Raw genomic sequence first — 11445 nt, 5'->3', positions numbered from 1 at the left:
CCAATTCAATGATCTCTACCCGATGGCCGGTGCGGTAGCATCAGTGAGGCCGCGCCACGCCCCGCAGCAGGTTGGCACTGAGCTTGTCGGCGTTGCAGCTGGCGACGTTGGCCAGCGACACCATGCCCACCAGCCGCTTGTCGCGGTTTACTACCGGCAGGCGACGTTTTTCCAGCTGGGCCATGTTCTTGGCGACATGGTCGACTTCTTCGTCTTCGAAGCAGTAGCGCACCTCGTCGCTCATGATCCGGCTGACCGGGGTGTTCAGGTCCATGCCGTCGGCCATGGCGCGAATCACCAGGTCGCGGTCGGTGATCATCCCGGCCATGCGGTCGTCCTGGTTGATGATCAGCGCGCCGATGTCGGCCTGGCGCATGATCAGCGCGATCTCGCGCAGCGGTGTATCAGGTGAAACCGTGCGAATTTCCCGACTCATGATTTCATTGACTTTCATCGTTGATCTCCTCTTTCGGGTTGGACAGTAACCTGGCCTGGCGGCTGCGCTGGGTCTGGGCAGTGCCGTGGCCGGCTCCTGTCTATTGTGAAAATCCGTGTTGGCGATGGTTCAGCATTTTTTGCCCAGGCAGGGATAGCTGCACTTTTATGAAGCCGCAGGTGAGGATTCGCACCATGGGAAGGCAGGCGTCGGCGGTGGCGGCGCAGGTCCTGGCCATGGCTCACCAAGGCGACAGGTACGCTGCAGGACCCGATTCCACAAGGGGCGGCTGGGCACTCTGGGCATGACCGAGGCGTTGCACGTAAGGTTTGGCACGCTCGCTGCAAGAGGGTGACCAGGCCCACCGCGAACGCAATCGAGTGGGCAGCCCCGTCGGTCAACGAAGATCGAATGCCAGCAGGTCGGGGAAATAACGGTAGGTCGAGGCGCAGTCGCCGGGCCGATACCGCACAGAACAGGCAAAGACGCCTGGAACCGCAAGGTTTCAGGCGTCTTTTTTTTGCTTCCAAAAACCGTGATGGGCTTTTGTCGGGTGCTTTATATGAATTCCAACGTCGCTTCCCTGAACAAGCTGCAAACGCTGATCGTGATCGGCAATGGCATGGTCGGCCATCACTGCGTCGAACAACTGATCGAACGCGGTGCCCTCAACCAGTACCGCTTGCATGTGTTCAGCGAAGAGCCGATGCGCGCCTATGACCGCGTGCACCTGTCCGAGTATTTCTCCGGCCGTGATGCGGAGTCCCTGGCCCTCGGCGAAGCTTCGTTGTATCAGACCCCCGGCGTTACGCTGCACCTGGGCGTACCGGTGCTGGAAATCGACCGCCAGGCACGCCAGGTGGTCACCGCCGGCGAGCGCATCGGTTACGACAAACTGGTGCTCGCCACCGGTTCCTATCCGTTCGTGCCACCGATCCAGGGCGCCGAAGGCGATGCTTGCCTGGTCTACCGCACCCTCGAAGACCTCGACGCCATCCGTGCCGCCGCCAGCAATGCCCGCCGTGGCGTGGTGGTCGGGGGTGGCCTGCTGGGCCTGGAAGCGGCCAACGCCCTCAAGACCCTGGGCCTGGAAGCCCATGTGGTGGAATTCGCGCCACGGCTGATGCCGGTGCAACTGGACGAGCAGGGCGGCCTGGCCCTCAAGGCCCGCATCGAGTCGCTGGGCGTCGGCGTGCACCTGTCCAAGGGCACGCAGTCCATCAGCCCCGGTGAGCAGTACCGCTACCGGATGAACTTCGGGGACGATGATTTCCTGGAAACCGACCTGATCGTGTTCTCTGCCGGTATCCGCGCCCAGGATGCCCTGGCTCGCCAGAGTGAATTGCAAATCGGTCCCCGGGGTGGCGTGGTGATCGATGACCATTGCCTGAGCAGTGACCAGGACATCTACGCCATCGGCGAATGCGCGGCGTGGAATGGCAGCATCTTCGGTCTGGTTGCGCCGGGTTACCAGATGGCCCGCAGTGTCGCCGCTCGGTTGTGTGGCGAAAACAGCGAGCCGTTCACCGGCGCCGACATGTCCACCAAACTCAAGCTGCTGGGCGTGGACGTCGGCTCGATCGGCGATGCCCACGGCAATACCCCCGGCTCGCGCAGCTTCCAGTTCATCGACGAAACCAGTGCCAGTTATCGGCGACTGGTGGTGGACGCCGATGGCAAGCGGGTGATCGGCGCGGTGTTGGTGGGCGACAACAGCTACTACGACACCTTGTTGCAATACATGCAGAACGGCATCGCCTTGCCCAAGGACGCCGCGAGCCTGATCCTGCCGTCGTCCGCAGGCGCACCGACACTGGGCCCGGCCGCGTTGCCCGAATCCGCCACTATCTGCTCGTGCCACAACGTCACCAAGGGTTCGATCTGTTCGGCCATCGACGGCGGCTGCACGGACCTTGGTCAATTGAAGTGCGACACCAAGGCCGGCACCGGTTGCGGGGGCTGCGCTGCCTTGGTCAAACAGGTCTTCGAACACGAACTGACCGCCCGGGGCGTCAGCGTCGACAAGAGCCTGTGCGAACACTTCGCCTACACCCGCCAGGAGCTGTACGCGCTGGTGCGGGTGGAGGGCATCATCAGTTTCGAAGAATTGCTGGCCAAGCACGGTCGCGGGCATACCGGTTGCGACCTGTGCAAGCCGGCAGTGGGCTCGATCCTGGCGTCGTGCTGGAACCAGCCCATCATGGATCCTTCGTTGGTGCCGTTGCAGGACACCAACGACACCTTCATGGCGAACATGCAGAAAAACGGCACCTATTCGGTGGTGCCGCGCATTGCCGGAGGGGAAATTACCGCCGACAAGCTGATCGCTATCGGCGTGGTTGCCAAGAAATACGACCTCTACACCAAGATCACCGGTGGCCAGCGCATCGACCTGTTCGGCGCCCAGTTGCACCAGCTGCCGGACATCTGGGCCGAGCTGATCGAGGCCGGTTTCGAAACCGGTCATGCCTACGGCAAATCCACTCGGACGGTGAAATCCTGCGTGGGCAGCACCTGGTGCCGCTACGGTGTGCAAGACAGTGTGCAGATGGCCCTGACGATCGAAGATCGCTACAAAGGCCTGCGTTCGCCTCACAAGCTCAAGTTCGCCGTATCCGGTTGCACCCGCGAGTGCGCCGAGGCCCAGAGCAAGGACGTCGGCGTGATCGCCACCGAGAAGGGCTGGAACCTTTACGTGGCCGGTAACGGCGGCATGCGTCCCCGCCACGCGGAGCTGTTCGCCACCGACCTGGATGACGCCACCCTGATCCGCTACATCGACCGTTTCCTGATGTTCTACATCCGCACCGCCGACAAGCTGCAACGTACATCGGTCTGGCGCGAAAGCCTGGAGGGCGGCCTGGACTACCTCAAGGACGTGATCATCCATGACAGCCTGGGCCTGGGCACCGAGCTCGAAGCCCAGATGCAACTGGTGGTCGACCGCTATGAATGCGAATGGGCCAACGCCCTCAAGGACCCGGAAAAACTCAAGCGTTTCCGCACCTTCGTCAACGACGGTCGCGGCGACCCGGATGTTCATTTCGTCAGGGAACGCGGCCAGCGCCGGCCGGCTCATGCTGGCGAACTTCACCTGATTCCCGTTACCGAGGAGGTGCTCTGATGAGCCAGTCAAACGTCGTTCGTATTCCCGTTGCCGAAGCCCAGGTGCAGTGGCGTGCCCTGTGCAGCCGCCAGGACCTGGTGCCCAACTCCGGCGTGGTCGCCTGGCACGACGGCAGCCAGGTCGCGCTGCTGTACCTGCCGGAACAGGCCGACAAGCCACTCTACGCGATCGATAACCGCGACCCCAAGTCCGGCGCGAACGTTATCGGCCGCGGCCTGTTGGGCAGCATCAAGGGTGAGCTGGTGATTGCGTCGCCGATGTACAAGCAGCATTTCCGCCTGGAAGACGGCCATTGCCTGGAGTATCCCGAGCAACGTTTGCGGGTGTGGCCGGTGCGGCTCAATGGTGATGTGGTGGAGATCGGCGAAGACTGATCTATGCCCGGAACATGTAACTGAAGTTGGGGATTAGCAATGAAAACCGCCGCTCAACTGGTGAAACTCAAAAGTGTGCAGAACCAGCAGGTCCACAGCATTGCGCCGGAGCAGACAGTGCTCGAAGCACTGCAGATCATGGCCGAGAAAAATGTCGGCGCGCTGCCGGTGATCGAAGACGGTCAGGTGATCGGGGTGTTCAGTGAGCGGGACTATGCGCGCAAGATGGTGTTGCAAGGGCGCTCCTCGGTGGGCACATCGGTACGCACCATCATGAGCGCGCCGGTGGTGACTGCCGACAGCCAGCAAAGCATCGACCGCTGCATGGAAGTCATGACCGACAGCCATCTGCGGCATCTGCCGGTGCTGGATAACGGGCAGTTGATTGGCCTGCTGTCGATTGGCGATCTGGTCAAGGAAGCAATTGTCGAGCAGGCGGATCTGATCCGGCAGTTGGAACACTACATTCGCGGGCATTGATCGCAATTTTCCCACACCAGGGGACAGCTGACTTGCCCGCGATGCTTTTCGTCATTTGCGGTGCTGTCGCAACAGTTCGATCTGCTGGGGGGGCACTCGTGCGCGCAACGCCTTGTAGAGTGCACGGGTTTCCAACAGGTTCCAGATGCGCAGCATGGTTTCCAGCGCATCCAGAGGCTTGCTGATGAAATCCCGGGCGCCCAGGGCCAGGGCTCGCAGGCGGGTGTCGCGGGTTGCGTCGGCGGTCAGGACCAGGATCGGCAGGTAGTCGTTGGCCGGAATGCGTCGGTTGAGTTGTTCCAGCACGGCGAAGCCGTCGAATGCCGGCATATGCAGATCGAGGATGACCAGGTCCGGCTCGAAGCTGTTGAACAGATCGAGGGTGCGCAGGGGCTCGGTGCTGCTCAGCACGTTATGCAACCCTTCACGGGCCAGCAGTTGCTCCATCAAGTCAAGGTTGGGGCGCTGGTCATCGATGATCAGAATGCGCAAGTCGCGGTTCATGCGGGCTCCGGCAAATAGCGTTCAAGGTGACCCAGGAAAGCCTGGATATGAATGGGTTTGGTCAGAATGGCCGTGGCACCGGCGTCCTGCAGGGTTCGATGGGTCAGGTCGCTGGCATCGGCGGTGATCATCAAGATCGGCGTCGCCGCGGTGGCGGGGGATTGCCGCAGGCGACGCAGTACTTCCAGGCCTTCGAGGTCCGGCAGGGTCACGTCCAGCAAAATCAGTTGCGGTGCGTGCTGGCGCGCCAGATCCAGGCCCATCTGGCCTTGCATGCTCGACAGCAACTGGATGCCCGGGCGGCGCTGCATCAGCGTTTCGATCAGGGCCAGGCTCGACAGGTTGTCTTCGATGCACAAGACCCGCCCGTGGTATTCGACGGGTGGGCGTGTCACCGTCAGCGTCGCGACGGGAACCGATGGTGTATTGGCTACCGTGGCACCCGGCAACTGCAAAGTAAAACAACTGCCTTGTCCCGGCACGCTGTGCACCTGGAGGCTGCCCTGCATCATTTCCAGCAGGCTCTTGCTCAGGGACAATCCAAGGCCCGTACCCTCGACCTGGGGATCGGCGTCCAGGCGCTCGAAGGGCTTGAACAGCCGGGCCAGTTGTTCCGGTGCGATGCCATGGCCCGTGTCGCTGACGGCGATGCTGATCCGTTGGAGCCGTGTCGTCACTTCGATGCGAACTTCACCGCCGGGCCGGTTGTACTTGATGGCGTTGGACAGCAGGTTGAGCAGCACCTGGACCAGGCGCTGTCGGTCGGCCAGCACACCGCTGCCGTCGGGCAGCGGCGACAGCTCGACCAGGCGGATACCGGCGTCGGCGGCCATGGGGGAAACCAGCGTCAGCGCTTCGTGGAGCACCGCCGACAGGGCGAGGGGCTCGATGTTCAGTGGCAGGCGACCGGCCTCGATCCGGGCGATATCCAGCACTTCGTTGATCAATGCGAGCAGATGCTGACCGGCACGCAGGATGTGGCTGACCTGGGGGCGTTGGCCGGCCGTGGAGTCCATGTCCAGCAATTGCGCGAAGCCGAGGATGGCGTTGAGTGGCGTACGCAATTCGTGGCTCATGCGTGAAAGAAACTCGCTCTTGGCCCGACTGGCACTTTCCGCCTCCTCGCGGGCGGTGCCCAGGGCGATCTCGGCGGCACGCCGGTCGGTGATGTCGCGAGTGATCTTGGAGAAACCACGCAGGGCGCCGGTGCTGTCGTATTGGGCGGTGATGACGACACTGGCCCAGAACCGACTGCCGTCCTTGCGACAGCGCCACGCTTCTTCCATGTAATGACCGTCGCGAGTGGCTTCGCGCAGGGCCATGTCCGGGTGCGCCGGGCATTCTTCGGGCAGGTAGAACAGCGAAAAATGCCGGCCGAGGATTTCCTGCTCGGTGTAGCCCTTGATCCGTTCGGCACCGGCGTTCCAGGTAATCACGTGGCCCTGGGCATCCAGCGCGAAGATTCCGTAGTCCTTCACACCGTCGATGATCAGCCGCAAGCGCTCCTCGTTGTCGCGCAAGGCTCGCTCGCGCTCGGCAAGCAATTGCCCGGCTTCCACCAGTCGCGTGCCCAACTGGCCGATTTCATCCTGTTCCGGCGGTTGCGGCAACAGGGGCTGCCCCAGGGCCAGGCGCTGGGCATTGCCTTGCACCTGTTGCACCCGGGCGACGATGCCCTTGGACAGGAACAGCACCGCGACAATCGCGCCGAACAGCCCGCACAAGGCTGCCAGCAACGTGGCAAACAACAGGCGCATGCGCGTGGCCGAGGCTGCGGCGCTGCGCTCGTCGAGCAGGGCGTCCTCGCGGATGCGCATGGCATTGATCTGCTCGCGCAGTACGTCCAGCACTTGCTTGTTTTCGATCAGAATCGCAGTGATGGCTTCGGTGTCGTCGCCCTTGCCGTTGCGCAATGCGATCAGGCCATGGAGTTTTTCGTCGATCAGCGGGGTGATGTTCTGCAGGTGTTCGCGCACCTTGGCGTCGCGGATGTTGTGGTCCAGGCGTTGCAACGCGGCCTGGATCAGGGGCGTGGCCTGTTCATAGCCGGGCAGGAAGTCTTCGCGGCGGGTCAGCAGATAGCCGCGTACACTCGCCGCGGCTTCGGCCAGCAGCGTATGGACCGCCTGGATATCGCCCTGGACCCGCAGCACCCGGCGTACGTCTTCCTCGGCCCGGGCGGTCTGGCGTTCGGTGATGTAGATCAGCACCAGCGATAGCAGCAGCACCACCAGCGGCAGGGAAATCACCACCAGCGCCTTGCCCCGCAAGGGCAGGTTGGCCCATCGACGGGCAGCGACGAACCTCATGGCCATTGCCCGGCGGGTTGCGCCACCAGGCCCAGGGCAACACCACGCACTGCAGCCTGAGTCCGGTCGGCGGCGCCCAGCTTGCCGATGACCCGCTCGACATGGGCTTTGGCGGTGCCAGGAGCGATGCCGAGTTTTTCACCGATTTCCCGATTGCTGAAACCACCGGCCACCAGTCCCAGCACCTGGCGCTCGCGTGCGGTCAGAGCCTGGAGCTGTGACGCGCCACTGGCGCCGCGCTCGGCCATGCGTCGCAACAGTCGTGCACTGACCGAACTGTTCAGTGCTTCTTCGCCACGGGCCACCCGTTCAAGGGCATCCAGTACTTCGTCACGGCTGGCATCCTTGAGCAGATAGCCGACCGCGCCGGCACCAATGGCGGCTTCCAGGTGATCGGGGCTGTCGTCCATGGTGAAGATCATCACTTTGATCCCGGGTTGGCGCTGCCTCAGGATGCGTGCCGCACCCAGCCCATTGAGCACGGGCATGCGGATATCGAGGATGGCAATGTCCGGTTGCAGCCGTTCGCACAGATCCAGGGCTTCCTGGCCATCGCGGGCCTGGCCGACGACCTCGAACCCCGGTATGCCGGCCAGCATGGTGATGAAGCCGGTGCGGGTGACTTCGTGATCGTCGGCCAACAGCAGGCGTAATGGAGCAATCATGGGTGTACTCCATGGGGCGGCAAAGGTACTTGGGTCAACAAGCGGGTTCCACCCTCCGGCTGGCTGACACAGGTCAACTGGCCGCCCAGAAGGCTGGCGCGTTCCTGCATGGCGGCCAACCCGAGATGGCAGCCGCCCTGGGTTTCGATCGGTTGTTCGAGGGCAAAGCCACGGCCGTCGTCCTCGACCCGCAGGGAGGCCTGATCGTCGCTTACGCAAAGCCCCAGGCAGACATGACTGGCCCGAGCATGCTTGAGGACGTTGTTGATCCCTTCCTGAGCAATGCGGAACAGGGCGATCTCCACCTGCCCGGGCAGGCGAGCCGTGCTGTGTTCGATCCAATTCACCGTCAGGCCTGCCTCCCGCAGGCGGTCGGCTTCCTTGTCGACCGCCTTGTACAGGCCAAAATCGTCCAGCACATGGGGGCGCAGCCCGCTGATCAATTGTCGACCTTCACCGACGCAGCCCTTGGCGAGGGCCAGGATGGTGTGCAGCTCGTTGGCAAGGTCCGACGGCAGGGCCGGGCAGCGACCGGCAAATCCCTGCAAGCGTTGATGCAGGCCGGCCAGATTCTGCGCCAGCCCGTCGTGCAAGTCGTAGGCCACGCGCTTGCGCTCGTCTTCCTGGGCGCTGAACAGACGATGGACCAGCTCGGACATGGTGCGCTCGCGGGCCTGGAGGGCTTCGAGCAGCCGATGGTTTTCCAGATGCGCCGCCAACAAGGTCGAGAGCAATTGCAGTGAGTCGATGTCTTCACTGTCCGGCGCACTGATGTTCACGCTATTGCCCAGCAGCAGAACGCCGAACACCGTCCCGTCGGACGCACGCAGCGGCACCCGCAGCACTTGGGGCAGGACGCTGCCGGGATATTCCAGCCATTGTGGGTCGGGCCAGGGTGCATGGCCCAGGCTGGCGAGCCAGGCAAGCCGTTCGCCGCTGCCGTGGCTGGCCAGGGTCTGCACGGGTTTGTCAGGCGTCCACGCCAGCAGCAGGCCATGGTCCATCGCCATGAACGCGCATGCCCGCAATACGACACGCTGGCGCATCTGGGCCAATGGCAGGCGGGTCAGCTCATGACCGGTTCCCAATAACAGACCCAGGCGTGCGGCTCGGCTTTGCGACTGGCGATATTGGGTACGGATGGCCAGGGCGCTGCCGGGCTCATGGGGTGGGCTTTGCATGAGGGGCTCCAGCGTGAAAGGGGACCGGAACGGTCGCGGTGCCGATATTAGAACGTGTCATCGATGCCGGGCGTATCTGCCGAACGGCATAGGCGATCGACACCGGATGGCCGATGGCGGCGGCACGGGCGGGCGGCAAAGTTGGGCCATCGAAACCCATGCGTTTTGAACCCCTGCATTTGAACCCCTGCATTTAAACTCAGAGAAACGCCACGATGAAAATGAAAACCCTCGCCCTGGCCACTTTTTTCGTACTGACCACACCCTTCGCCCACGCCGTCGATGCCACGCCTTACGTGTATCGCACCGTCGCCGAACAGCCGAAGAACGAGAAAGACCGTGAGATCGCCGGTCTGTTCGACAAGTGGAACGCTACCCTCAAGACCGGCAGCGCCAGCGCGATGACGAGCCTTTATGCGCCGGACGCCATGCTCCAGCCGACGCTGTCCAACAAAGTGCGCACCACGCCTGCCGAAATCCAGGATTATTTTGACCACTTCCTGATGGGCAAGCCGGTCGGCACGATCAATTTCCGGGAAATCCATCGCCTGGGCCCCGACGCGGCCATGGATAGCGGGGTGTACACCTTTACCTTGACCAATGCCGACGGCAGCAAGAAGGACGTCCAGGCGCGCTACACCTTCCTCTATGAACGCCTGGACGGGCAGTGGAAGATCATCAACCATCACTCTTCGGCCATGCCGGAAGTGCCGAAAGTGCTGCACGCCAGCCACTGATTGCCGCGTTGCACAAGCGCCCCTGACGTCAGGGGCGCTTGTCTATGCCGGAAAAAAACTCTGCAACGCGTACCTGCACCTTTGCCAGCACAAAGGACTTGGAATAGCACATGAATATTAATTAGAATCAGTCTCATTTAAGTCATTCCAAGTGCAGGGCTTCTTGACATGTCTGACGCAGTTACGCCGACGGAGCACTCCCTGCATGCGTTGTACCGTGATCACGGAAGCTGGCTGGAAGGCTGGTTGAGACGACGCATGGGCAACGCCTGGGATGCGGCGGACCTGCGCCAGGATACCTTTTTGCGCGTGATGGCCAGCGCTCAGCCCTTGGTTGACCTGCACGAACCGCGCGCTTACCTGCTGACGGTCGGCAAACGGTTACTGAGTAATTTCTACACCCGGCGCAACCTGGAGCAGGCTTATCTCGATGCCTTGGCGAGCCTGCCCGAAGAATGCGTACCGTCGCCCGAACAACGCTGGTTGCTCCTGGAAACCCTGCACGCCCTGGACGAATTGCTCGATGGCCTGCCGCCCCTGGTGCGGCGGGCCTTTTTGTGGAGCCAGCTCGAAGGTTTGGGTTACCGCGAGATCGCCGAGCGCATGCAAGTATCCGAGCGCACCATCAAGCGTTACATGGCCCAGGCTTACGAGCATTGCCTGTTGGTGGACTTCTGATGAAGCCGGCTCCTTCGCTCGAAGCCCGGGAAGTGGCCCGGGCGGCGGCTCGCTGGCTGGCCATGATGGAGTTTGGTGATGGCGAGTTCGATTCCGCCGGTCTGCAACGCTGGCGTGACAGCAGTGTTCAGCATGAGGCGGCGTGGCAAAAAGCCCTGCGATTGCGCCAGCGATTTGCCGGGGTGCCGCCCGCGTTGGGCATGGCGACCCTGGATCGTCCAGCCCTGCCTCGTCGCGACGTACTCAAGCGGGCCCTGGGCGTTGCTGCGTTGGTCCCGGCCGTCTGGATGCTGGGGCGAGAACTGCCGCTGGAAGCCTGGCGGGCCGATTTGCACACTGGCACCGGAGAACAGCGGCGCTGGTCGCTGGTGGACGGTAGCCTGTTGCGGTTGAATACCGACAGCGCTGTGGATCTGGATCTCAAGGCACGGCGACTGACGCTGGTGCAAGGTGAAATCGCCCTGACGGTCGCGGGCAATACGCCGCTGACCATCGAGGCACCCTATGGAGCGATCACGCTCAATCGTGGCGAAGTCTGCGTCCGGTTGAGCTCGCACGGCTGTCAGGTGTCGGTGCTCGGCGGTTCAGTGCAATTGCAGCCGCTACAGGGGCTTTCACTGACGTTGGAGAAGGGCCTGCAAGTCAGTTTGCAGACCGCCGGCGCGGGCCCGCTGAGTGCCTTCGATGTGGCTCAGTTGGGCTGGCGAGACGGTGTGCTGGTGGCGCAGAACCAGCCGCTGGGGGATTTTCTCCGTGAGCTGGATCGCTATCGTCCGGGCGTCTTGCGCTGGGACGAAACCCTGGAGTCGCTGAGGGTGACCGGCAGCTTCCGCCTGGAGAACACCGATCGAATCCTTGGGCTGCTCGCGGCCAGCCTGCCGTTGGAAGTTCGAATGCGCACCCGGTACTGGGTCACGCTGGTGCCTCGTAAAAATATTGCCTGAAGCCTGTCCC

Annotated in this window: 11 protein-coding genes; 6 read left to right on the top strand and 5 right to left on the bottom strand. The window is 62.8% G+C overall.

Going from position 1 to position 11445, the window contains the following annotated elements; translation table 11 throughout:
* Positions 1-40 precede the first annotated feature (40 nt).
* Entirely contained in the window at positions 41-454 is a 414-nt protein-coding gene (locus tag LCU97_RS06330) for a CBS domain-containing protein (protein ID WP_053156782.1), read from the bottom strand.
* A 544-nt stretch (positions 455-998) separates the two neighbouring features.
* On the opposite strand from LCU97_RS06330, the gene nirB reads away from it, so the two are divergent.
* From nirB to LCU97_RS06315, 3 genes are read left to right on the top strand one after another with little or no spacing between them, the layout of a single operon-like run.
* On the top strand, positions 999-3560 hold the full coding sequence (nirB, locus tag LCU97_RS06325) for a nitrite reductase large subunit NirB (RefSeq protein WP_232775902.1): 2562 nt from the start codon (positions 999-1001) through the stop codon (positions 3558-3560).
* A complete protein-coding gene (nirD, locus tag LCU97_RS06320) occupies positions 3560-3937 on the top strand; it encodes a nitrite reductase small subunit NirD (protein ID WP_232775901.1) in 378 nt (125 codons plus the stop codon). The genes nirB and nirD overlap by 1 nt, the downstream gene beginning before the upstream one ends.
* Positions 3938-3976: 39 nt before the next feature.
* Positions 3977-4417 carry a CBS domain-containing protein gene (locus LCU97_RS06315; protein ID WP_232775900.1) on the top strand — a complete coding sequence of 147 codons (441 nt, stop codon included), beginning with the start codon at positions 3977-3979 and terminating at the stop codon, positions 4415-4417.
* Between the two features lie 51 nt (positions 4418-4468).
* On the opposite strand, the gene LCU97_RS06310 is transcribed toward LCU97_RS06315, so the two are convergent.
* From LCU97_RS06310 to LCU97_RS06295, 4 genes are read right to left on the bottom strand one after another with little or no spacing between them, the layout of a single operon-like run.
* A complete protein-coding gene (locus tag LCU97_RS06310) occupies positions 4469-4921 on the bottom strand; it encodes a response regulator (RefSeq protein WP_232775899.1) in 453 nt (150 codons plus the stop codon).
* Positions 4918-7230 (bottom strand): ATP-binding protein, encoded by a 2313-nt coding sequence (locus LCU97_RS06305; protein WP_053158801.1) that lies wholly within the window; start codon positions 7228-7230, stop codon positions 4918-4920. Before LCU97_RS06305 ends, LCU97_RS06310 begins: the two co-directional genes overlap by 4 nt.
* Positions 7227-7895: a response regulator gene (locus LCU97_RS06300; RefSeq protein WP_232775898.1), complete on the bottom strand. Its 669-nt coding sequence runs from the start codon at positions 7893-7895 to the stop codon at positions 7227-7229. The genes LCU97_RS06305 and LCU97_RS06300 overlap by 4 nt, the downstream gene beginning before the upstream one ends.
* Entirely contained in the window at positions 7892-9076 is a 1185-nt protein-coding gene (locus tag LCU97_RS06295; protein ID WP_232775897.1) for a GAF domain-containing sensor histidine kinase, read from the bottom strand. Before LCU97_RS06295 ends, LCU97_RS06300 begins: the two co-directional genes overlap by 4 nt.
* Before the next feature lie 215 nt (positions 9077-9291).
* Between LCU97_RS06295 and LCU97_RS06290 the strand changes: the two genes are divergently transcribed.
* The 3 genes from LCU97_RS06290 to LCU97_RS06280 all read left to right on the top strand — a co-directional run bounded on the left by LCU97_RS06290 (position 9292) and on the right by LCU97_RS06280 (position 11435).
* Complete coding sequence (locus LCU97_RS06290) at positions 9292-9813, top strand: SgcJ/EcaC family oxidoreductase (RefSeq protein ID WP_053156762.1); 522 nt, start codon at positions 9292-9294, stop codon at positions 9811-9813.
* Positions 9814-9981: 168 nt separating this feature from the next.
* Entirely contained in the window at positions 9982-10491 is a 510-nt protein-coding gene (locus tag LCU97_RS06285; protein ID WP_232775896.1) for a sigma-70 family RNA polymerase sigma factor, read from the top strand.
* Positions 10491-11435: a FecR domain-containing protein gene (locus LCU97_RS06280; RefSeq protein ID WP_232775895.1), complete on the top strand. Its 945-nt coding sequence runs from the start codon at positions 10491-10493 to the stop codon at positions 11433-11435. The genes LCU97_RS06285 and LCU97_RS06280 overlap by 1 nt, the downstream gene beginning before the upstream one ends.
* Positions 11436-11445: the final 10 nt, after the last annotated feature.

Origin of the sequence: Pseudomonas uvaldensis (assembly GCF_021271205.1) — a bacterium.
Classification (GTDB): Bacteria; Pseudomonadota; Gammaproteobacteria; order Pseudomonadales; family Pseudomonadaceae; genus Aquipseudomonas; species Aquipseudomonas uvaldensis.
Note: the sequence above shows the minus strand (reverse complement) of the source record. Positions and strands in the feature narration are given on the sequence as shown.

Excerpts from the sequence above, each read along its gene's own strand:
- LCU97_RS06330 (WP_053156782.1), bottom strand. The coding sequence starts at position 454 with ATGAAAGTCAATGAAATCATGAGTCGGGAAATTCGCACGGTTTCACCT.
- nirB (WP_232775902.1), top strand. The coding sequence starts at position 999 with ATGAATTCCAACGTCGCTTCCCTGAACAAGCTGCAAACGCTGATCGTG.
- nirD (WP_232775901.1), top strand. The coding sequence starts at position 3,560 with ATGAGCCAGTCAAACGTCGTTCGTATTCCCGTTGCCGAAGCCCAGGTG.
- LCU97_RS06315 (WP_232775900.1), top strand. The coding sequence starts at position 3,977 with ATGAAAACCGCCGCTCAACTGGTGAAACTCAAAAGTGTGCAGAACCAG.
- LCU97_RS06310 (WP_232775899.1), bottom strand. The coding sequence starts at position 4,921 with ATGAACCGCGACTTGCGCATTCTGATCATCGATGACCAGCGCCCCAAC.
- LCU97_RS06305 (WP_053158801.1), bottom strand. The coding sequence starts at position 7,230 with ATGAGGTTCGTCGCTGCCCGTCGATGGGCCAACCTGCCCTTGCGGGGC.
- LCU97_RS06300 (WP_232775898.1), bottom strand. The coding sequence starts at position 7,895 with ATGATTGCTCCATTACGCCTGCTGTTGGCCGACGATCACGAAGTCACC.
- LCU97_RS06295 (WP_232775897.1), bottom strand. The coding sequence starts at position 9,076 with ATGCAAAGCCCACCCCATGAGCCCGGCAGCGCCCTGGCCATCCGTACC.
- LCU97_RS06290 (WP_053156762.1), top strand. The coding sequence starts at position 9,292 with ATGAAAATGAAAACCCTCGCCCTGGCCACTTTTTTCGTACTGACCACA.
- LCU97_RS06285 (WP_232775896.1), top strand. The coding sequence starts at position 9,982 with ATGTCTGACGCAGTTACGCCGACGGAGCACTCCCTGCATGCGTTGTAC.
- LCU97_RS06280 (WP_232775895.1), top strand. The coding sequence starts at position 10,491 with ATGAAGCCGGCTCCTTCGCTCGAAGCCCGGGAAGTGGCCCGGGCGGCG.